This window comes from Salinimicrobium tongyeongense, assembly GCF_026109735.1.
Taxonomy (GTDB): domain Bacteria; phylum Bacteroidota; class Bacteroidia; order Flavobacteriales; family Flavobacteriaceae; genus Salinimicrobium; species Salinimicrobium tongyeongense.
This window is the reverse complement of sequence record NZ_CP069620.1, coordinates 3,078,387-3,099,343: the sequence shown is the minus strand read 5'-3', so window position 1 is coordinate 3,099,343 and position 20,957 is coordinate 3,078,387. Positions and strand designations below refer to the sequence as shown.

Here is a 20,957-nt window from a genome sequence, read left to right as displayed (position 1 = left end):
TTTGAAGTTTAAGTACCTTTGCGCTCACAACATGAATTTAAATATGCAAGTAGACATCTCAGGAGTAAATCCAAAAGAGAATATCATTATAAAAGGTGCACGCCTTCACAACCTCAAGAATATCAATGTAGTAATTCCGCGGAATAAGCTGGTGGTTCTCACCGGGCTTTCGGGTTCTGGGAAATCCTCTCTGGCTTTTGACACTTTATACGCCGAAGGTCAGCGCCGGTACGTGGAGAGCTTGTCGTCTTACGCCCGCCAGTTTTTGGGGAGGCTGAACAAACCCCAGGTAGATTCCATAAAAGGGATTGCCCCGGCTATTGCAATTGAGCAAAAGGTGAATTCCACTAATCCGCGTTCAACCGTGGGAACTTCTACGGAAATATACGATTACCTGAAACTTCTCTTTGCCCGAATTGGAAGAACCTACTCCCCTGTGTCGGGAGAGGAAGTGAAAAAAGATACGGTAACAGATGTTGTGAACTATGTGAGATCTTTCCCTGAAGGCTCAAAAATGCTGCTTTTGGCCCCCGTTCATGTAGAACAAAGCCGCACCCCAGAAGAAAAACTGAAGGTGCTCCTGCAGCAGGGCTACAGCCGTATAAAATACAAAGATGAAGTATTGCGCATCGATGAAGCCGAGCTGTCAAAAATAGCAGAAAAAGACCTCTTTCTTGTGGTGGACAGGATTGTGGTCAAAGATGATGAAGACTTCCTGAACAGGCTGGCAGATGCAGCTCAAACTGCCTTTTTTGAAGGGAAAGGAGAGCTATTTATTGAAAATCTTTCAGATAAGAAGATAAGACAGTTCAGCAATAAGTTTGAACTCGACGGGATGAGCTTTTTAGAGCCGAATGTGCATCTTTTCAGCTTTAACAACCCTTACGGAGCCTGCCCAAAATGCGAAGGATACGGGGATGTTATTGGTATTGACGAAGATCTTGTCATTCCCAATACCGGATTATCAATCTATGAAAATGCCATTTTTCCGTGGCGTGGTGACAGCATGAGCTGGTACCGAGATCAATTGGTAAACAACAGCCACAAATTCAATTTCCCTATCCACAAACCTTATTTTGAACTCACCCAGGAGCAAAAAGATCTTATCTGGAATGGGAACCAGTATTTTGAAGGCTTAAATCAATTTTTTGCCTTCCTTGAATCTAAAGCTTATAAAATCCAAAATCGTGTGATGCTTTCCCGCTATCGCGGAAAAACCAAATGCTCTGTCTGCAAAGGCAAGAGACTCAGGCCAGAGGCCAATTATGTAAAAGTTGGGGGCGCCACCATAACCCAACTGGTGGAAATGCCCATAAATAAGGTAGCCGATTTCTTTGACCAACTGGAGTTAAGCGAGTCAGACGCTACTATTGCAAAACGACTGCTTACGGAAATTAAGAACAGGCTCGGATTTCTTTCAAAAGTGGGGCTCACCTATCTCACTTTAAATCGAAAATCAAACACACTTTCGGGAGGAGAGTCTCAACGGATTAACCTGGCCACCTCCCTGGGAAGCAGCCTCGTTGGGTCTATGTATATTCTAGATGAACCCTCTATAGGCTTACATCCCCGAGATACCCTGAAACTCATAGAAGTCCTGAAATCTCTGCGCGATCTCGGAAACACGGTAATTGTGGTAGAACATGATCAAGATATCATGAAAGCTGCCGATGAGATCATAGATATTGGTCCTGAAGCCGGAACCAACGGCGGAGAGGTGGTCGCTGCCGGTACGTATGGAGAGATCCTGAAATCAGACTCTCTTACCGCAAAATACCTCAACAACGCCCTCGAAATTAAAGTCCCCACCAAAAGACGCGATTATAAGCATTATATAGACATCATTGGTGCCCGGGAGAATAACCTTAAAAATATTGATGTTCGGTTCCCGCTGGGTGTGTTTACGGCGGTTACGGGAGTTTCAGGGAGTGGAAAAAGTACACTGATCAAAAAGATACTTTACCCTGCCATGTGCAAGGAAATTGGCGGATATGGAGAAAAAGCCGGGCAGTTTACCGGGATAGAAGGAAAATTTGCGAATGTAACTACGGTAGAATTTGTAGATCAAAATCCTATTGGACGTTCCTCGCGCTCTAATCCGGTGACCTATATCAAAGCCTATGACGATATAAGGAACTTATTTGCCAACCAAAAACTAAGTGATATTCGTGCTTATAAACCCAAGCACTTCTCTTTCAATGTTGATGGTGGGCGATGTGAAACCTGTAAGGGTGAAGGCGAAGTAACCATAGAAATGCAGTTCATGGCCGATGTACACCTGGTTTGTGAAACCTGTAATGGCAAGCGGTTTAAAAAAGAAGTTTTAGAAGTAAGTTTTGCAGGAAAAAATATCGATGACGTGCTGAGTATGACCATTGATGATGCCGTTGCTTTTTTCTCCGAAAACGGAGAAGACAAAATTACTGCAAAGCTAAAACCCCTGCAGGATGTGGGTCTTGGGTACGTGCAACTGGGGCAAAGCTCTTCTACCCTTTCAGGCGGGGAAGCCCAGCGGATAAAATTGGCCTCCTTCCTGGTAAAAGGTACTTCCAAAGAAAAAGCTTTGTTCATTTTTGATGAACCTACTACTGGTTTGCATTTTCACGATATTCAGAAATTATTGAAATCTTTTAACGCCCTGCTGACAAAAGGACATTCTGTCATTGTAATAGAACATAATATGGATCTCGTAAAATGTGCCGATCATGTTATTGACCTGGGACTTGAAGGTGGCGAGGCAGGAGGCAAGCTCATTGCAGCAGGTACTCCCGAAGAAGTTGCTAAAAATAAAAAATCATATACAGCTCCTTTTCTTGCTGAAAAACTGTAATCCATAGAATTATATTTTAACACTAATAAGAATCTAATTTAGAATCTTGGCACAGCCTTTGAATCAGAATTATTGATTGCAAGAGTAATGTTTACATAATTAATTTGTAATTAATAATTTTTGGTTGGTTAGTTTGGAAACCCCGTTGAGCTTAATGTTCACGGGGTTTTCTAATTTATGGCACGCAGTTTGAATACAAACTAACGTACTTCTATTTCAAGTGCGCAGGTTTAACCTCAAAATATTTTACCATGAAAAAAATTTACCTCTTATTGACCATGCTGCTCGTTGGGGTTTCTTCACAAGCTTCTCCTGCAGCGCAAACAAATTTTGGACATAGCGCATATCAGGATGCGTTCATCTTTATAGAAAGAGGAGTTGAATTTGCCATTTTCCCCGACGGACAATTCGATTTCTTTTTTAATCCGCAGGGAAACTTCAACAGGGTTTCTCCTCATGTTAATTACAGCTATAACGCCGGTTATAATTATGGGCCCTTTGTTCAGTATGATGATTACGGGGCGGTGATACAAATTGAGAATGTGCCGGTTTATTATGATTACTACGGAAGGATAGTGCAGGCCGGCAGGGTTCAAATACGATATAATGCTTTTGGAATGGTGAACAGGGTGGGAAACCTGCTGGTACATTACGACCCTTACCACAGGTATAGCCATACTTCCGGATTTATAAACAACACTAATATTCGTTACGTGTATAGACCATGGCACGACTATTATATGAGGCCCCATGCCAACTTCACTGTAGTTTACAATCAGCCGTACCGCCTGCATTATGAACCATACAGGATGAAGTACAATGCCTATAAAAAGTATTACCACAAGAATCATTTCAATAAGGGTTCTTTTCAGAAGAGCTATTACAAACCCGGAGACAGGGTTACCTCCTATCACCGCGGAAGAAGAACAGAAGAGCAAAAGCAAACCAGGATGCAAAATGCAAATTCTGCAAAAGCAACTGTCGCTGTGCCTCAGGCAAAAAATGATTACAGGGAAACACAGCGGACTTCAGTAGAAAGGGAAAGAGCTGCAGAAAGCACAAGAACTTCAAGAGTCAAAGCTCCTGCAGTTCAACAACCCGAAATGCGAAAAAGCCGCACAGAAAATCGTGCTGTTCGAAGTGCAGAGCGAACCAGAAGCAATGCTTCCGTGAACGCTGCACCGCAAAGAAGTGTACAAACCCAGAACAGAACCAGAAGGTCTGCGACCGTTAATCCTTCGGCAGAAGTTCAAGCTCCCGCCCGCAGCCCGGAATCCAGAAGTTCTCGCGGAAGAAATTAGAAAATTTAATTTGGTTGGTTAGTTGGTGAATCTCCGGTTGCTTTTTTGGCTCCGGAGATTTTTTTTAAAATCTTACCAGACTTCTGCTGTACAAACTATTTCTGCTTCAGTTTCAATGTCCTTTCAATGATCCTGTTAATTTCAGGAGAGAGTTTTAATGAATAGATCACCAGCACATAAAGTAAAGCAATGATGCCCGACTTTAAAACGATGTTGACCATCGGGTGCCATGGAAATTCCCAGAAATAGAACCCTAAGCTAAACCCTAATATAAGCAGTAAGCCATAGCCCGTATCTCTTGAGAACGGGTGAATTTTAAACTTTCTGAACACAATGATCAGCTTTACGCTGTTGTAACAGGCAAAAGCTAAAAAAGTAGCCAGTGCCGCTCCTAGAAGTCCGAGTCCCGGAATTAAAACAATATTCAGTACAAAGGCCAACACGGCAAGAAAAATGCCTATTGCCAGTACCAGCCGGTAATAGTCGGAATTAAAAAGAATACTGTTGTTGTTTCCCAGCAGGTTGTCGTAAAGTTTTACCGTGCTAATCAAGATCACAATCGCGTAGCTAATCTGGTATTCATCGGGAATGAGCGCATAAAGCTGAGAAATGTTCGTAATAATAAGCAAAAAGATGAGGCCGCTTATAATCAACAGGTTCAGGGAACTTTTTTCGTAGAGTTCCAAAAGTCCTTTTTTATCCTTTTTGTTGAGCAGCGTGGCCGTCATTGGGTAGGTAATTTGGTGCATGGCCCGTGAAGGCACAGCGATAACCGAAGAAATATAAACCGCAATTCCATATACCGCCACCATTTCTATGGGCAGGAACCTTTCAATCATCACTTTATCCAGGTCGAGTAAAACCATGGCTACCGAACCTGCAATAAGGATTAAAGCGGAATATTTCAGGATAAAAGATCTATTCTTCGGAAATGAAAAACTGAGCTTCGGAAAATACAGGCTAAATGCATAGAACATCATAAGGACCAGCCTTAAAATGAAAACCACACCTACGGCATAAACAAAATCTTCCACCGAAAGATATCCGAAGTAAACGGCTAAAAGAAGCAGAGAGATACAGCCCCTGTGAAAAACTTCCTTCATAAAATTTCCGAAAACACTTTTATAGGCCACTTTTGCCCAGGCGAAAAAAATCTCGAAATATGAAGTTGCCAGGCCAATGACAAAAATGAGCCAGATATAAGGCTTTACAAGCCCTTCCCCGTCTGAAAAGTAGTTGAGGAGCAGGTCATAGGAGAAGTAGCCAGTCACCCCTAAAATAAGGGAAATCCCCAGCGGCAGCCACAGGATCACGCTAAGCAGCCTGTCTTTTTCTTCTTTGGAATTGTAAAAAGTGTAAAATTTCACCAGGGTATTGTGCATCCCAAATGCCATTAACGGCCAGATAAGATTTGCAGCCGACAAAAGGAACCCTACAAGTCCGTAATATTCGGGAGTAAGAAAATTCGTATAAAGAAACAAGGTGTTAACAGCGCCTATTCCAAAACCCACGTAAGTGGTAGCAAGGTTTTTGGCCGACTGGCTTAAAATAATTCCCATTAAAGCTGCTTTATTTGGTTTGCCAGTCTCCTTGTAAGTGCGCGCCTGCTGTACTGCTGCAGTCCTACGGGATAGGCCTTTAATTCGCCTTTTTTGAAGAGTTCATATTGCTCCAGAATATAGGCCTTAATTTCCCTTTTTTGAGGGTATAGAAAATACGATCCGGTATTGGTTTCTTTAATGATCTTTTGTACATCGGCATCTACCGGCCCCACCGCAAGAATAGGCCGTTCACTCACCAGGTATTCAAATAATTTCCCCGGAATTATCCCCCTGGTCTCCTCAGTGTCAATCTCTATGAGCAGGAGCAGCTGCGAACTTCTTTGCAACTGCAAAGCTTCTGAATGAGACACATAATCTTTCAAAACAAGCCGGTCTTTTAAATGCCATTTTTGAATACTCTCCAAAACCGGCTCTCCCACAGCTCCAACCAGTTTTAGCTGAAAATCTCTTGCAAAATCCTCATTTTCTAAAATCAATTCGTAAAACGCCTGCCACAGGTTCTCCGGGTTTCTCCCTGAAAGCAACGAACCTATGTGGGAAATACTAAATTTCCCATCCAGCGGAAGCTTCTCAACTTGCTCAACATCATATCCATTGGTGATCACCTCTACAGGCCGGTTGGTTTTTGAAAGAAATTCCTTTTGCGTGGTAAAACTGGTGGTAATAATTTTATTTGCCGCCTGCAGCACCTCTTTTTCAAGCTTTTCATGTTTTTTTCGCGAAGCAGGAAGCAACTTCAGTTTATAGTGGTAGCCTATCTGCGTCCACGGATCCCTAAAATCGGCCAGCCAGTTTACGCCCAGCGCTTTTTTAAGCTCCAGGCCAATAAGGTGCATGCTGTGCGGCGGCCCGGTAGTAATAATCGTGTCAACCTGATGCTCCTTCAGGTATTCTGAAAGAAATTTTACCGAAGGTTTTATCCAGAATTTCCGGGCATCGGGAATAAAAAAGTTTCCGCGAACAAACAGCATGAACTTCTGCAAAAAACCCTGCTTCTGTTCCTTCGGAATAATTCCGGAGCTAATCCTTTCCGTATCCTTTTTTGACAGCATTCCGGCGACAGCATAGGGCTCAAAAATGGCATTTTTAAGCACCTTTAATTCTGAAGGAACTTCGGCTTCAAGTGAAGGGTCTTTTAGAGGATAATGCGGATTCTCGGGAGTATAAATTATAGGCTCTATGCCATTTTCAGGAAGGTATTTTGCAAATTTAAGCCACCGCTGCACCCCGGGGCCACCGGCCGGGGGCCAGTAATAAGTAACTATAAGTACTTTTTTCATAGCCCTGCTTAAAATGTCAAATTATTTTCGTCTCAGCTTCCAGTAAAGGCCCCCAAGCAATAAAATCGCCAAAAGAACTGAGCTGGCAAGAGCAATTGAACTTCCTGTTTTCACTACCTGCGGTTCAAACCTGAAGCTGATCTCGTGTTCTCCTGCCGGTACCATTATTGCCCGCAGCACGTAATTTGCCCTAAAATGCGGAACTTTCTCACCGTCAATATAAGCCTGCCAGCCGTGCGGATAGTAAATTTCAGAAAATACTGCCATACGGTCTTTTTCTGCGGAAGAATTGTATATCAATTCATTAGGCTGATAAGAAACCAGTTCGATACCCGCCAAACTATCGGTTTCAAATTGCTTTTTTGGAAGGAATTCAGCAAAATCATTGTCTACAACCGCCACGCGTTTGGTGTTGATCCCATCAAGCGCTTTAATGGCCTCATTGGCATTTTCAACCATTTCCACTTCCTGAATAAACCAGGCATTGCCATTGGTCTCAGGGTTTTGCTGTGCAACCGCCCCTTCTTCCGTAGGAATAATGAAATATTTGGTATTGAGCATATTGAGCACCTGCAGGTTGTTCTGCGACAAATAAAAATCGTAAAGCTCCTGCATCCTGCCCGGCTTCGCGGCATGGTAACCTCCTATAGAATTATGGAAAAACGAAGTACGCGCAGTATTAAAAGGACTTCCGGAAAGGTCAAAAACCCTGTAATGGCCCTCGTCCCTCATAATCTCCCTATCGGCTTCAGTTGCCTGGAATGGCCTGTTCACCACGCTGGATCTCACAAAATCTTCGCTATCCACATATCTTTTCCCAACACCTACCAGGTCAAAAAGTATGAGCAGCCCAAGTCCCAAAAATGCCATATTCCGGTTGAGTTTTTGTTTCAGGAAAAACCAAAGAACAGCAGCGGTGAGCAGTACATATATCAACGATCTAAGGGCATCGGCCGTAAAGACAGCTTTCCTGTCTTCTTTTAAAGCCCGCACAAACTCTGGCCCCAGTTGCTGGATCAACACACCATCGCTCGCCCCGGTAAAACTGAAAGCGCTTCTTAACAGCAGGAACAACAAAGCAATACCGCCGGTAATTATTGTGGCCCATTTCAACGAATAAATTTTTCTTTCTGAAGATTCTTCTCTAAAGAACAATCGGGAAAGACCGGCAATTGCGAGCACCGGAATACACAATTCTAAAATCACCTGAATTGAAGACACCGCCCTGAACTTGTTGTAAAGCGGCACATATTCAATAAAAAAGCGCGTGATGAATTCAAAAGGGTAATTTTTTCCAAAAGAAAGAATGAGTGCCAGCAAAGAGCCGCCAACCACCCACCATTTAAGCTTGCCCCGCACCAGGAAAAGGGCAAACACAAACAGGAAAAGCACGGTGGCGCCAATATAGGCCGGGGCACCCACAAAAGGCTGATCTCCCCAGTACGTGGGGGCTGCTTCGGCAAATTGTGCCGCCTGCACCGGGTTAGCGCCCAGCTGCAGCAGCTGCGAATAAACAGCAGAATCTGTGCCCAGGTTCTCTGCGCTCGAACCTCCCATAAAACGCGGTATGAAAAGGTTGAAACTTTCCAGAACCCCGTAGCTGTATTCGGTGATGTAATTATAATCTAGTCCGCTGGATTTTTCAGGAGTACCTTCGGGGCTAATGGTAAGGCCTGTATCTCCGCGGGTACTAAAATCGGCATATTCCCGGGTCGCCATAAGGTTGGTGGCGTTGGTACCAATAGCCAAGACCACTGCAGCTACCATAACCCCCAATGCCTTGAAGAATTGAGGTAGTTTCTTTTTCCTGAAGGCTTCAGCCAGATATACAATTCCTATAACAATCACCAGCAGGAGCAGGTAAAAAGTCATTTGAAAGTGATTCGCGCTTATTTCAAGGGCCATTCCGAAGGCAAGCAATAGAAACCCGAGGATATATTTTTGCCTGAAGCAGAGCAGGATGCCACCAATCACCCACGGCATGTAGGCAATGGCATGAGCTTTGGCATTGTGCCCCACTCCCAGGATAATGATAAGATAGGTGGAAAACCCGAAAGCCAGTGCTCCCAAAAATGCCAGTCTGTAATCAATTTTCAGGACCAGCAGGAGAATGTAGATCCCCAGAAAGTACAGAAACAGATAATCGGCCGGGCGGGGCAGGAATCTCAAGGTTCTGTCCAGTTCCTTTATATAGTTATGCGGGTAATTTGCGCCCAGCTGGTATGTGGGCATTCCGCCAAAGGCAGCATCGGTCCAGTAAGGTTCTTCGCCTGTCTCGGCCCTAAATTCGTTTTGTTGCCGCGCCATCCCAATGTACTGCGCAATATCACTCTGGTAGATTTCCTTTCCCTGAAGTACAGGATAGAAGTAGGCAATAGAAATTACTATAAACCCCAGGAAAACAAAAATGTGAGGCAATACTTTCTTTAGGGAAAAATTCATACGAAGAGAGTTTTGGAGCGGAAATTAGTCAATTTCTTCATAATCGATATACTCGCCCACGTCATTCTTTGACTTTCGGGTAGTTTTCGGCTTTTTGTCAATGCTCACCTCGCCCTGTTTCTGTTGTGGTTCCCTGCCCATATCGAACTGGCTAAAACGCTGCTCGAACTTCTTTCCAATCTTCTTTAAGACCCAACGCAGTAATAGTGGGCCAAACCAGCGTATTAATAGTTTTAAACCAAAGTACACGAGGAGGACGATTAACACCACCCTCAATACCTGGGTCAATGAAGCTTCATGCATTCTAAAAGTTTTGGTAAAATTACTATTCTAGGCAAAGAAAACCATTGGTGCAGCCGAAAAAAATGAGAAAATCTCTATATTTGATCATCACCAATCAGCCCCAATATGAGGATCTACCTGACTTTTTTTCTCTTTTGTTTCTTCGGAAGTTTTAATGCCAGTGCTCAATATACTGAAACCATTAATTCAAACCGGCCGGGAAATTCCCAGGGTGCGTTTGCAGTAGGGCCAATGGTACTACAAGTGGAAGCCGGGGCCAAAATGGGGAATGACAACCATGAGCTCCTCCAAACCGATACAGATCTTTGGGGAATAGACTATGCAGTAAGGTTCGGGTTTCTCTTTGAGGAACTGGAGATCAACCTGATGGGCTCTTACCTCAACCAGACCACAAACTATGTTGTGGGAGCCAGTACCGAAACCAGCGAAATAGCCAACTTTGATTCTAACGCCATAGGTGTAAAGTACCTTATTTACGACCCAAATAAAGACGCAAAAGAGAAGAAGCCAAACCTTTACAGCTGGAAAGCCAACCAGCGTTTTGACTGGAGCCTTTTAATTCCCGCAGTTTCAATTTACGCCGGGGCCAATTTTTCTTTTGGGGATAACCCGTACCTCTATGAAGGCCAGTCAAAATTCTCACCCCGCGCTGCCGTGATCTCACAAAACAACTGGGGCCCCTGGGTTCTGGTTTTAAATGCAATTGCCGACAGGATTGGCGATGAATCGCCTACTTATTCGGGTATTGTCACCCTCACCCACTCGTTTTCCCCAAAATTCGCGATGTTTGGAGAATTCCAGACCTTGATAAGCGACATTTACAGCGACGAGATTGCCCGTGGCGGGTTTGCCTATCTTTTTCATAAAAACTTCCAGGCCGATATTTCGGGGCTTATCAATTTTAAAGACACTCCTTCCAGGTGGCAGGTTGCTGCCGGTGTCTCTTACAGGTTTGACTGGCACAAGCAGGATCAATACCTGGAAGCTCAAGACGAGCTATAACGCATAAATCAACATAAATTTAAAGCATCTTGGCATGATAGATATAAGCGGTACTTATACAGATCAGTATCAGCTCACCATGGGGCAGGTCTATTTTAGTAAAGGCGAAGCCGAAAAGACCGCCATATTCGATTACTTTTTCAGGAAATTACCTTTTGAAGGCGGGTTTGCCATCTTTGCTGGACTCGAAACTTTACTCGATTACCTTCAGGACTTAAAATTTTCAGATAAAGACCTGGAATTTCTAAGCACCCAGAATTTCTCAAAAGAATACCTCGATTACCTGAGAAGTTTTCGCTTCCGCGGAAAAATCTTCAGCATGAAAGAAGGAGATGTGGTATTTCCCGGGGCGCCGGTATTGCGGGTAGAAGCCAATATCATTGAAGCCCAGATCATAGAAACCCTCTTGTTAAATGTGCTGAATTTCCAGACGCTTATAGCCACAAAGGCAGCAAGAATGGCCATCCAGGCAAAAGGCAGGATGCTCATAGATTTTGGGTTGAGAAGGGCCCAGGGTTTTGGGGGCTATCACGCCAGCCGGGCAGCTGTTATTGGCGGTTTTGAAGCTACGAGCAACACCCGCGCAGGAAGGGATTTTCACATTCCTGTATCAGGAACAATGGCGCATTCCTTCATTCAGAGTTATGAGAACGAGCTCGATGCCTTCAGGGATTTTGCTGAAATTCATCCCAAAAATGCCATTTTACTGGTAGATACTTACGACACCTTAAAAAGCGGGCTTCCCAACGCAATTAAGGTAGGAAAAGAAATGGAAAGCCGCGGCCATAAGCTCAAAGGAATAAGGCTTGATAGCGGCGACCTTGCATATCTTTCAAGAAAATCGAGGGAAATGCTAGACAAAGCCGGGCTGGATTATGTGAAGATCTCGGTTTCCAATCAGCTGGATGAACACCTAATCAAGAGTTTGCTGGATCAGGAAGCGCCCATAGATATCTTTGGAGTGGGAACAAGCCTGGTTACCGGAAAACCCAATGCCGCTCTCGACGGGGTCTACAAACTTTCTTATTTTAAGAACAGGCCCAGGATCAAACTTTCAGAAACTATTGCCAAGGTCACCCTTCCACATCGCAAGCAGGTATACAGATTGCTTGATGATTCGGGTACTTTTCTTGGTTCGGATGTAGTGTGTGTGGAAGGTGAAAAAAATCCTGAAATGATGTATCACCCTTACGACCCGCTAAAATTCAGGTTCGTTGGGGAGGTTGAAAAGGAAGAACTTTTGAGCCTGGTGATGGAAGATCAAAAGAGGGTTCACAAAAAAACCAGCATCAAAGAAATTAAAGAATTCAGCAAAAAGCGCCTGGATCAACTTCCTACGGAATACAAGAGGTTCTTTAATCCGCATATCTACAAAGTTGGGATAAGCGGAAAACTCAGGGATGAAAGAAACTCACTGATTGAAGAACACAAAAATAAAAGGTCATGAAAACACTTGTTATTGTAGATGCACAGGTAGATTTTATGCCGGGCGGGGCACTCGAGGTAAAAAACGGTGACAGCATAGTACCGGTGATCAACCAGATCTTACCTCAGTTTGAACTCGTGGTGGCCACGCAAGACTGGCATCCAAAAGAGCATAAGAGCTTTGCAGTGAATCATCCCGGTAAAAAGGAATTTGAACAAATTGACCTCAACGGCCTGGAACAAAAACTGTGGCCTGTACATTGCGTGCAGGGCACCAAAGGAGCCGATTTTCACCCCAATCTCGAAATAAAGCCTATAGAAGCCATTTTCAGAAAAGGAATGGACCCTGAAATAGACAGCTATAGTGGCTTTTTTGATAACGGACATAAGAAGATCACCGGCCTTGGCGGATATTTAAAGGAAAGAGGTGCTGTTGACCTCTACTTCTGCGGACTTGCTGCGGATATTTGTGTATATTTTTCCCTGCTGGATGCCCTGAAAGAAGGTTTTAACGCCACGCTTATTGAAGACGCTGCCGTACCCCTGCTCCCGGAAACATTTGATAAGATTAGAGAAGATATTATTGGGAAAGGCGGAAGAGTTATTCACTCAAAAGCACTCTGAAAATAACATTTTTGGCACCCATAATTCATAACTCTTAACTCATAACTAACGACGGTGCCACTTTCGGGTGAACCACCATACGGCAGCCTGCAGGAAACCGGTGAGTACCAATGAGCTGATAATATGCTGCAACGCATGCAGCACCCCAAATGAGTAAGCATCCCCGAATTTATTCGGTAGCTCATACCGGGCCACCAGCTCCTGCGCCAGGTAGCCCAAAAAGCCAAAAGCCACCACTAAAAAAGCATAGGTAAAACAGAAAAAGAAGTTTTTCTGTTTTGTCCACTTAAAGTAAACAGAAGCCGACACCAATACCAGCCAGCTCACCCAGATGCTTACCTGGTAATGCGAAATAGCTTTGCGGGCTTCCTGCAGCCCAACCTCCCCTATATCTCCAACTGCACTAAATAGGCTAAAGAGAGGATATAGCAGAATAACCAGAAAAAGGAATTTCAGAATATTTTTCTTTTTCATCACAGGTCTTAAGTTGGTAGTTTTAAGGTACAAAAAGATAATTATACTCAATAAAAAACTCCCGACTCTTTTTTGGAGCCGGGAGTTTCTGAAATAGGATTCTTGTTTATTCTACTTTGCGATGTTCACCGCACGGGTCTCACGAATTACGGTAATCTTCACCTGCCCAGGATAAGTCATGTCTGTCTGGATCTTTTGGGAGATCTCGAACGAGAGGTTAGCTGCTTTTTCATCGCTCACCTTTTCGCTTTCCACAATCACCCTCAACTCCCTACCGGCCTGAATGGCATAGGCTTTTTTCACGCCGCCAAAACCAAAGGCGATATCTTCAAGATCTTTTAACCTCTGAATATAAGAGTCGAGCACCTGTCTTCTTGCGCCCGGTCTCGCACCGCTAATGGCATCACAAACCTGCACAATTGGAGATAGCAGTGAAGTCATTTCAATTTCGTCATGGTGGGCACCAATGGCGTTACACACTTCGGGCTTTTCACCGTATTTCTCGGCCCATTGCATACCAAGGATCGCGTGCGGTACTTCGGTCTCTGCATCGGGTACTTTACCAATATCGTGAAGTAATCCTGCGCGTTTGGCCAGTTTTGCATTTAAGCCCAGTTCTGCAGCCATGACACCACATAACTTCGCAACCTCTCTTGAGTGTTGCAACAGGTTTTGACCGTAAGAAGAACGGTACTTCATACGTCCTACGATCCTGATCAATTCGGGGTGCAGGCCGTGGATTCCAAGGTCGATCACGGTTCTTTTTCCTACTTCTATGATCTCTTCTTCTATTTGTTTGGTGGTCTTTTTCACCACTTCTTCAATACGTGCCGGGTGAATCCTTCCGTCGGTCACCAGCTTGTGAAGCGAGAGGCGGGCAACTTCCCTTCTCACCGAATCAAAACATGAAAGTATGATAGCTTCAGGAGTATCATCTACAATGATCTCAACGCCTGTGGCAGCTTCTATGGCACGAATATTTCGCCCTTCCCTACCAATAATCCGGCCTTTTACATCATCGCTTTCCAGGTTGAAAACAGAGACGCAGTTGTCTATGGCTTCTTCGGTACCAATACGCTGAATGGTATTTACTATGATCTTTTTCGCCTCCTGCTGTGCAGTAAGCTTCGCTTCTTCAATGGTATCCTGCACAAGGGCCATGGCATCGGCTTTTGCAGTATCTTTTAAAGATTCTACGAGTTGCGCCCGGGCATCTTCCGCAGAAAGCCCCGAAATTACTTCAAGTTGCTGTACCTTGCTTGCGTGCAGCTTATCTATCTCTTCCTGCTTTTTCTCAAGAACATCGTTGCGGTGGTTGTAATCGGCAATCTTTTCTTCGAGGTCCCTGTTCAGGTTCTTGTTTTTGGCGAGTTCACTGGACACCTGGGATTCTTTATCCCTTACCCTCTTTTCGGCATCGGCAATTTTCTTATCACGGGATAAGATAACCTTTTCGTGTTCAGACTTTAATTCAATAAATTTCTCTTTAGCCTGAAGGATCTTGTCCTTTTTAATGCCTTCAGCTTCCTGTTTGGCTTCTTTTAAAATCCCGGCTGCCGATTTTTTAGCTCTTTGAATGATCTTGGAAGCGTTCTTCTTCTCCAGGAATTTTGCCAGGCCAAATCCAATTGCAAGCCCCAGGACAAGTGAAATAATAGTGATCGCTATAGTTAGTGTATCCATTAGTTAGTTTTTATGTAAAAAAAAAAGCCTGTATTAGTCGTTGATTTGTATAAACTCTTTAAATCAAGTTTAGGGCTAACAAGCTGATCAAGGATCCGCTCAAAGGCGGCTTGCTTTTACAACTTAAACTCACCCTTTTTAAAGAATTGGTGTTGAGTTTATCAAAATAAATTAACTAATACAGGCAGTAACCTTTATTTTATAATTCAAAGAACAGTTAAACCAAGTGTTTGTCTAGCAGGTCATTGAGCGCTTTCAATTTATCTTCAGCAAGAAGTACTTCACTGCTGCGGTCAATTGATTTTTGCTCGGTTTGGGCAGCAAACTGCAAAGCGCACATCGCCAAAACATCCTGCTTATCCCTAACGGCATAACTCTGTTCAAATTGCTTAATCATGAACTCTATTTTTTTTGCAGCTTTTCTAAGCCCCTCTTCCTGCTCTGGAAGAATGGTCATGGGGTAAACCCTGTCTGCAATAGAGATCTTTATTTTAAGCTGATTCGACATTTTTTTATTCTTCTATTCAGAGAGGTGAACAATACATTGATCTATTTCCCTGATCAAGCTATTTATTTTAAGCTTGGTTTCTTTTTTATAATCATTACTGCCCAGCAAGGCGTTGGCAGCTTTAAGAGTTTTTACCCTGTTTTCAGAAGACTCCAGATTTTCCTGCAACTTCTGCTTTTCAGATCTTAAAGAAATTAGTTCCTCCTGAAGGCTTTGTTGCTTCTGCTCCAGTTTTTTATAATTCTGAAGCAATTTCTCAATCCTACCTTCAAGAATATCAACTATTTCTGTTAAATCACTCATTAAAGCTAAACCTGCTGCTTACCCTCACAAAGTTAATATACCTGCCGAAATATCCCAATATTTTGAAGTCTATTTTAAGCGGGACTTTAAAATAATTTTAACTTCCTCAAAAATAAGGGTTTAATTTTATGCCCGGGTTTGGTATCTTTAACCCGCTATTAAAAAGTAAAAATTCCCTTCATGAAAAGCATATTTGCCCCTCTCCTACTCTTAACCGGTTTTATAGTATCGGCGCAGGTTTCCAACGTGCCAACAGATTATTTTGACGATCCGCTTCAGGTACCTCTGGCCCTTGCCGGCACGTTTGGAGAACTGAGGTCCAACCATTTTCACAGTGGCCTCGATATCAAGACCCAGCAAAGGGAAGGGCTGCCTGTTTATGCTTCTGCAGAAGGTTATGTAAGCCGGATTAATGTCTCTCATTACGGCTACGGAAAAGCACTTTACATTCAGCACCCCAACGGCTATACTACGGTTTACGCACACCTGAAGAATTTTTCTCCCAAAATAGAGGCATATATCAAGCAGCTTCAGTATAAAAATGAAAGCTACGAAGTGGAAGTGTACCCTGCTTCTTCAGAAATACCCATTGAAAGAGGGGAATTAGTAGCCAACAGCGGGAACACCGGTGGCAGCGGCGGCCCCCACCTGCATTTTGAAATAAGGGATGGCGAGCAGCGGCCAATGAACCCGCTTATGTTCGGGATTGAACTCGAAGACTCCCGCGCCCCAATTGTTTCGGGGGTTTACGTGTACCCGGCAGGAGAGGACGCACATGTAAATGGTTCTGCCGCCCGACAAAAACTCAGGCTTATCCCCCAGCAGGACGGTTCTTTTAGAGCTGAAAAAATTGATGCCTGCGGCCAAATAGGTTTCGGGATAACCGCTGTAGATCAGCTCAATGCAGCCCCCAACCACAACGGGGTGTATAAGATTGAGAGCAGCGCTAACGGTGAAAAGCTGTTACAGCTGAACTTTGAACGGTTCTCGTTTGCAGAAACCCGCCACCTCAACCAGTTGATCGACTACGGGTATTACGCAACAAACAACAGCCGCATTCAGAAGCTTTTTGTAGAACCTTCAAATCCGTTGAGCCTTTACAGTCACCTTAACAATGAAGGATACCTCAATGTGCAGGACAGCCTGTCGTATAATTACACTATTAAAGTAAGCGATTTCTCGGGAAATGAGCGAATAGTTCACATTCCCATTGAAGGTAAACATCGCAACGACATCAAAGAAGACCCTTCCAAAATTACCGACTTCTTTGTTGCTGCAAGTGAAGGAGCCCAGTTTGAAGCCAAGGGCATAGATGTTTACATTCCTGAGAACAGCCTGTATAATGATATGTATCTTGATGTTAGCTTTGAAGATGAAAAAGTAACGCTCCACGAAGATGTAATCCCCATTCATACAAACATCAGCATAGGCTTTGATGTTAGTAAATACAAACCCGAAGACCGGGAACAGATGTTTATTGCCCGGCTCAACAAATGGGGAAATCCTCAATATTCGGGCACCACGAAAGACGGCGACAGGTTCACCACCAAAACCCGCACTTTTGGCACCTATACTCTGGGCAGGGACGTGAAAGCTCCTGCCGTAACACCTGTCAACTTCAGGGACGGACAGTGGATATCAAACAACAAAGACCTGAAAATTAAGATCTCAGATGATCTTTCGGGTATTAAAAGCTACCGGGCAACAGTAAATGGAAAGTTTATTCTGATGGAATATGAATACAAAAGGAATTTACTTACTCACGATTTTGCCGACGGGGTGGTTACTGATACCGAAAATCATTTGAAACTGGAAGTGGTTGATAACGTAGGAAATACCACCGTTTTCGAAAGCACGTTCTTTAGAAAGTAATTTTTCAGCTGAAGTATTTTTCCGGCTTTTCCTGCATTGGCGGCCTTTCACGGAAATTTAAAGCTAACGGTTAGACCTGTTGGTTCCAAAAATGTCATTTTTTATCCTCTTTTAATTTCTGAAAAAGAACTTTTTCAATACAAGAGCTGAATGGAAAAATCAGGTGCAAATTAGTTTCTCCGGCTTAAACAGGATCTTCAGCATAAAATGCTATTTACAGAAATAACCAGGGAATGTTTGTTCCAGCTGAAAAATGAGTTGCAAATGCCATTTCTGAAGGAAAAAAGCTGAAAAATTCAGGCACTTGCTGATCATTTCAGGACTATAGGCAAATGTTTCTTAAAACCCGAAAACTCAAGACTAAAAACTGCTTTATCTATTTTTCCATGAATTCCTTCAGCACATTTACCACGTATTCTACCTCTTCGATGGTATTATACCTGGAAAATGAGAACCGCAAAGAGGGCTTTTTAAGGTCTTCAGCAGGCAAAAAGGCGTTTAGCACGTGGCTGCCCTGGTCACTTCCGCTTTGGCAGGCACTGCCTTTAGAGCAGGCAATCCCGTGAAGGTCAAGCTGGAACAAGAGCATTAATGCCTTTTCCTGAGACATGGGCAAACATACGTTGATAAGCGTGTAAGTACTATGGTCAAGATCGTCACACTCCCCATTGAATTTTACCCCGGGAATCTCTTTTTTTAAAAGGTCTGTAAAATGCCTTTTTAGAGAGGTAATGTATTCACGCTCTTCCTGCAGGTTTTTATAAGCCAGCTTTAATGCTTCTTCGAGCCCCACAATGTTGTGTACGGCTTCGGTCCCGGCGCGGAAACCCCGCTCCTGCTCGCCTCCAAAAATGAGTGGCTGCAAACCGCTGTTCTTCCTGATATAAGCAAACCCAACCCCTTTTGGGCCGTGGAATTTATGGGCGCTCACAGCCGTAAAATCTACTTTAACTTCAGAAAGATCTAGCTCATAATGCCCAATAGATTGTACGGTATCGGAATGAAACAATGCGTTGTGGGCATTACAAAGCGCGCCAACTTTGGCGATATCTAGCAAATTCCCTACTTCATTGTTCACATGCATGAGGCTTACCAGCGTCTTTTCATCTGAAGATCTCAGGATTTCTTCCAGGTGCTTCAGGTCTACTCTTCCGCAGTCATCAAGATTTACGTAAATAATTTCAGTCCCAAAAACATCATGAAGTTTATCAAGCGTATGAAGCACGGCGTGGTGTTCGATCTTTGAAGTAATAATGCGCTTCACGCCCAGGTCCCGAACAGCCGAATTGAGAATAAGGTTATCAGCTTCTGTTCCGCCCGAGGTAAAAATGATCTCCGAGGCCGCCACGTTGAGGATCTTCGCCACTGTTTTACGAGCCTGTTCTATAAGGGTTTTTGCACTGCGGCCAAAGGTGTGAGTTGAGGAAGGATTTCCATAAACATCGCGCATTACCTGGGCCATTCGCTCTACCACTTCTTCGCGAATCTGCGTAGTTGCGGCATTATCAAAATAGACTTTTTTCATGGTCCACAAAAATAACAGATTTAAAATAATTTAAGCTTGTCTCGGTTAAATTATATATTACTTTTAATTTTGCCCAAAACCCGTCTTTATATGAAAAAGGTCTTAAGTTTAATTTTCACAGCCGCCTTGCTTACCGCATGCAACGACGGGGATATCATTGTGACCGATTTTAATTTTGAAGACCCCGACCTTAGCTGGTGTGGAGATAACCAGTCACAGGTATTGTATAAAATCAACAATACCGATGTAAACGAGGCAATTGCGTTTCGTTTTAACCTCGATACTGAAACCGAGCAGGTTTTCCTTCCGGAAGAAGGCCGTCTTAGCATTACTTTGAACGGCAACACCAATGAAATTGTATATCGCGTTTTTGACGGGGAAGTAAGCGGTAGTTATTTCTGCAACGAAATTCCGCCCGTATCCCCAAAAGTGGTACGGGAATTTAAAAGTACCACGGGCGGAGAGGTGATCATCACTTCTACAATTGCCAATGCCACCGATCATGACGGTGACGGAATACCTTCGGCCAGTGAAGGAATGGATTCCAATTTAGACACCGACGGAGACGGAATTCCCGATTACCTCGATATTGACGATGATGGGGATAACATCCTTACCCGAATAGAAAGACAGGTAGAAGCTGAAAATTCAGTAAATTCCTATCCAGATTCCGACAATGATGGAGTACCCGACTATCTGGATGCCGATGATGATAACGACGGAGTACCCACCAGGAATGAAGACTGGAACCTTAACCTGAATCCCGCCGATGACCAGGATGAAGATGGCTTGCCTTACTATTTAAACCCTGATATCATAGATTCTTTTGAAGTTGAAGATTACAATGAAAATACTATTTCAAGAAGCTATAGATACCTCTTTACCGTAAACAACCTCACCCTGGTTAACCAGGGAGAAGACGGCGAACAAATTCGCCTTGAGAATTATGAATTGGGCGTAATCACCTCGCCTACCAAAACTATCACAATTCAGCCTACAAACGGCGAAGATGATGAGAACGGCGAAGAGGAAGGAGAAGGTCAGTAATTCTGAAAAATATAAACTTCGGTAGCGCCCAGGCCGTATTTCTGGTAATCGGCATCATAGAATTTGATGTTCTCGTACCTGTGAAAAAGCGTTTCAAGCTCAGCCCTTAACACACCCTCTCCTACTCCATGAATAAACACAATTTTTTGGATGCGTTTACTTATCGCAAATTCAAGTTGCCGCCGGGCAGTATCCATTTGAATGTTGAGGATTTCATAATTTGAGAGTCCGCCGGTCTTAGGAACGAGTTTGCCAATGTGAAGATCAACCTCCATGGGTGGCTGATTGCGTTCTTTTGGCTTCAGCCTTACAGATTTCCTCTTTTTCGAGGCTTCCTTTTCTTTAATTACTTCGGAAAAATTTTCAACTTCAGGAGGAAGCATATCGGGCAATGCAGCTTCAATTTTAACCAGGTCCTGTGCGCTGAAAGACATTAAAAAACCTTCCGAAGTTTCTATCTGCACCTCAGATCCTGAAACTGAAAGCACCTTTCCTTCCATATCTTCATCAAGAACCGCTACTTTATCCCCGGCTTTTAACATCACTACAGCTAATTTTGATTTTCAGTATCTTCATCTTTTTTATGGTCATCTTTGGTCTCAATCCAAAAATTGGTCGCCCGGTAAAGCCCAAACATCAACATCACCAAACCAACGATCATTACATAAACATTTCTCTCTTCCCCCGAAATTTCAAAAATGAGTAGCATGCCACCAATTATTATGACTGCAGAATTGATAAACTGAGATGAAGGCTTGTTCATAATTATTTGTTTG

At 43.6% G+C, this 20,957-nt stretch carries 18 protein-coding genes and 1 other RNA gene; 7 read left to right on the top strand and 12 right to left on the bottom strand.

From position 1 onward, the window contains the following. The first annotated feature begins 43 nt into the window (after positions 1-43). Together uvrA and JRG66_RS13790 are read left to right on the top strand one after the other, a co-directional pair. On the top strand, positions 44-2,830 hold the full coding sequence (gene uvrA, locus JRG66_RS13795; protein ID WP_265163343.1) for an excinuclease ABC subunit UvrA: 2,787 nt from the start codon (positions 44-46) through the stop codon (positions 2,828-2,830). Positions 2,831-3,081: 251 nt separating this feature from the next. After that, positions 3,082-4,131, top strand: coding sequence for a hypothetical protein (locus JRG66_RS13790; protein WP_265163342.1), 1,050 nt, complete (start codon positions 3,082-3,084; stop codon positions 4,129-4,131). Between the two features lie 95 nt (positions 4,132-4,226). On the opposite strand, the gene JRG66_RS13785 is transcribed toward JRG66_RS13790, so the two are convergent. The 4 genes from JRG66_RS13785 to JRG66_RS13770 are packed head-to-tail and all read right to left on the bottom strand — an operon-like array spanning position 4,227 to position 9,718. Then, the gene (locus tag JRG66_RS13785; protein WP_265163341.1) at positions 4,227-5,690 is read right to left on the bottom strand and encodes a lipopolysaccharide biosynthesis protein; all 1,464 of its coding nucleotides are present in this window, start codon (positions 5,688-5,690) and stop codon (positions 4,227-4,229) included. Further along, entirely contained in the window at positions 5,690-6,973 is a 1,284-nt protein-coding gene (locus JRG66_RS13780; RefSeq protein ID WP_265163340.1) for a glycosyltransferase family 4 protein, read from the bottom strand. The genes JRG66_RS13785 and JRG66_RS13780 overlap by 1 nt, the downstream gene beginning before the upstream one ends. A 21-nt stretch (positions 6,974-6,994) precedes the next feature. Then, on the bottom strand, positions 6,995-9,415 hold the full coding sequence (locus JRG66_RS13775; RefSeq protein WP_265163339.1) for a YfhO family protein: 2,421 nt from the start codon (positions 9,413-9,415) through the stop codon (positions 6,995-6,997). Between the two features lie 24 nt (positions 9,416-9,439). After that, positions 9,440-9,718: a DUF4834 family protein gene (locus JRG66_RS13770; protein ID WP_265163338.1), complete on the bottom strand. Its 279-nt coding sequence runs from the start codon at positions 9,716-9,718 to the stop codon at positions 9,440-9,442. 105 nt (positions 9,719-9,823) lie between these two features. Between JRG66_RS13770 and JRG66_RS13765 the strand changes: the two genes are divergently transcribed. From JRG66_RS13765 to pncA, 3 genes are read left to right on the top strand one after another with little or no spacing between them, the layout of a single operon-like run. Then, positions 9,824-10,720 (top strand): transporter, encoded by an 897-nt coding sequence (locus tag JRG66_RS13765; RefSeq protein ID WP_265163337.1) that lies wholly within the window; start codon positions 9,824-9,826, stop codon positions 10,718-10,720. A gap of 34 nt (positions 10,721-10,754) precedes the next feature. Continuing rightward, positions 10,755-12,167, top strand: a complete 1,413-nt coding sequence (locus JRG66_RS13760; protein WP_265163336.1) for a nicotinate phosphoribosyltransferase — start codon at positions 10,755-10,757, stop codon at positions 12,165-12,167. Then, a complete protein-coding gene (gene pncA, locus JRG66_RS13755) occupies positions 12,164-12,769 on the top strand; it encodes a bifunctional nicotinamidase/pyrazinamidase (protein WP_265163335.1) in 606 nt (201 codons plus the stop codon). Before JRG66_RS13760 ends, pncA begins: the two co-directional genes overlap by 4 nt. Positions 12,770-12,814: 45 nt before the next feature. Here the strand turns inward: pncA and JRG66_RS13750 are convergent, their stop codons facing one another. From JRG66_RS13750 to JRG66_RS13730, 5 genes are all read right to left on the bottom strand, one after another. Beyond that, complete coding sequence (locus tag JRG66_RS13750) at positions 12,815-13,243, bottom strand: hypothetical protein (RefSeq protein ID WP_265163334.1); 429 nt, start codon at positions 13,241-13,243, stop codon at positions 12,815-12,817. A 111-nt stretch (positions 13,244-13,354) separates the two neighbouring features. Then, a complete protein-coding gene (gene rny / locus JRG66_RS13745; protein WP_265163333.1) occupies positions 13,355-14,926 on the bottom strand; it encodes a ribonuclease Y in 1,572 nt (523 codons plus the stop codon). Positions 14,927-14,977: 51 nt separating this feature from the next. Further along, positions 14,978-15,084: non-coding RNA, 6S RNA (ssrS, locus tag JRG66_RS13740), on the bottom strand. Positions 15,085-15,143: 59 nt separating this feature from the next. After that, on the bottom strand, positions 15,144-15,434 hold the full coding sequence (locus tag JRG66_RS13735; protein WP_265163332.1) for a cell division protein ZapA: 291 nt from the start codon (positions 15,432-15,434) through the stop codon (positions 15,144-15,146). Positions 15,435-15,446: 12 nt separating this feature from the next. Next, positions 15,447-15,737, bottom strand: coding sequence for a hypothetical protein (locus JRG66_RS13730; protein WP_265163331.1), 291 nt, complete (start codon positions 15,735-15,737; stop codon positions 15,447-15,449). Between the two features lie 180 nt (positions 15,738-15,917). On the opposite strand from JRG66_RS13730, the gene JRG66_RS13725 reads away from it, so the two are divergent. After that, positions 15,918-17,609 (top strand): M23 family metallopeptidase, encoded by a 1,692-nt coding sequence (locus tag JRG66_RS13725; protein ID WP_265163330.1) that lies wholly within the window; start codon positions 15,918-15,920, stop codon positions 17,607-17,609. 376 nt (positions 17,610-17,985) lie between these two features. On the opposite strand, the gene JRG66_RS13720 is transcribed toward JRG66_RS13725, so the two are convergent. Further along, on the bottom strand, positions 17,986-19,134 hold the full coding sequence (locus JRG66_RS13720) for a cysteine desulfurase family protein (protein WP_265163329.1): 1,149 nt from the start codon (positions 19,132-19,134) through the stop codon (positions 17,986-17,988). A gap of 90 nt (positions 19,135-19,224) precedes the next feature. On the opposite strand from JRG66_RS13720, the gene JRG66_RS13715 reads away from it, so the two are divergent. After that, complete coding sequence (locus tag JRG66_RS13715; RefSeq protein WP_265163328.1) at positions 19,225-20,181, top strand: hypothetical protein; 957 nt, start codon at positions 19,225-19,227, stop codon at positions 20,179-20,181. On the opposite strand, the gene JRG66_RS13710 is transcribed toward JRG66_RS13715, so the two are convergent. Both JRG66_RS13710 and JRG66_RS13705 read right to left on the bottom strand, forming a co-directional pair. After that, the gene (locus JRG66_RS13710; protein ID WP_265165458.1) at positions 20,175-20,723 is read right to left on the bottom strand and encodes a DUF8465 domain-containing protein; all 549 of its coding nucleotides are present in this window, start codon (positions 20,721-20,723) and stop codon (positions 20,175-20,177) included. The genes JRG66_RS13715 and JRG66_RS13710 overlap by 7 nt on opposite strands. Positions 20,724-20,731: 8 nt before the next feature. Continuing rightward, positions 20,732-20,944 carry a hypothetical protein gene (locus tag JRG66_RS13705; protein ID WP_265163327.1) on the bottom strand — a complete coding sequence of 71 codons (213 nt, stop codon included), beginning with the start codon at positions 20,942-20,944 and terminating at the stop codon, positions 20,732-20,734. Between the last annotated feature and the right edge of the window lie 13 nt (positions 20,945-20,957).

Coding starts and splice junctions, on each gene's coding strand:
- JRG66_RS13775 (WP_265163339.1), bottom strand. CDS start 9,415: ATGAATTTTTCCCTAAAGAAAGTATTGCCTCACATTTTTGTTTTCCTG.
- JRG66_RS13785 (WP_265163341.1), bottom strand. CDS start 5,690: ATGGGAATTATTTTAAGCCAGTCGGCCAAAAACCTTGCTACCACTTAC.
- JRG66_RS13735 (WP_265163332.1), bottom strand. CDS start 15,434: ATGTCGAATCAGCTTAAAATAAAGATCTCTATTGCAGACAGGGTTTAC.
- JRG66_RS13760 (WP_265163336.1), top strand. CDS start 10,755: ATGATAGATATAAGCGGTACTTATACAGATCAGTATCAGCTCACCATG.
- pncA (WP_265163335.1), top strand. CDS start 12,164: ATGAAAACACTTGTTATTGTAGATGCACAGGTAGATTTTATGCCGGGC.
- uvrA (WP_265163343.1), top strand. CDS start 44: ATGCAAGTAGACATCTCAGGAGTAAATCCAAAAGAGAATATCATTATA.
- JRG66_RS13750 (WP_265163334.1), bottom strand. CDS start 13,243: ATGAAAAAGAAAAATATTCTGAAATTCCTTTTTCTGGTTATTCTGCTA.
- JRG66_RS13710 (WP_265165458.1), bottom strand. CDS start 20,723: ATGTTAAAAGCCGGGGATAAAGTAGCGGTTCTTGATGAAGATATGGAA.
- JRG66_RS13790 (WP_265163342.1), top strand. CDS start 3,082: ATGAAAAAAATTTACCTCTTATTGACCATGCTGCTCGTTGGGGTTTCT.
- rny (WP_265163333.1), bottom strand. CDS start 14,926: ATGGATACACTAACTATAGCGATCACTATTATTTCACTTGTCCTGGGG.
- JRG66_RS13780 (WP_265163340.1), bottom strand. CDS start 6,973: ATGAAAAAAGTACTTATAGTTACTTATTACTGGCCCCCGGCCGGTGGC.
- JRG66_RS13725 (WP_265163330.1), top strand. CDS start 15,918: ATGAAAAGCATATTTGCCCCTCTCCTACTCTTAACCGGTTTTATAGTA.
- JRG66_RS13765 (WP_265163337.1), top strand. CDS start 9,824: ATGAGGATCTACCTGACTTTTTTTCTCTTTTGTTTCTTCGGAAGTTTT.
- JRG66_RS13730 (WP_265163331.1), bottom strand. CDS start 15,737: ATGAGTGATTTAACAGAAATAGTTGATATTCTTGAAGGTAGGATTGAG.
- JRG66_RS13770 (WP_265163338.1), bottom strand. CDS start 9,718: ATGCATGAAGCTTCATTGACCCAGGTATTGAGGGTGGTGTTAATCGTC.
- JRG66_RS13715 (WP_265163328.1), top strand. CDS start 19,225: ATGAAAAAGGTCTTAAGTTTAATTTTCACAGCCGCCTTGCTTACCGCA.
- JRG66_RS13720 (WP_265163329.1), bottom strand. CDS start 19,134: ATGAAAAAAGTCTATTTTGATAATGCCGCAACTACGCAGATTCGCGAA.
- JRG66_RS13705 (WP_265163327.1), bottom strand. CDS start 20,944: ATGAACAAGCCTTCATCTCAGTTTATCAATTCTGCAGTCATAATAATT.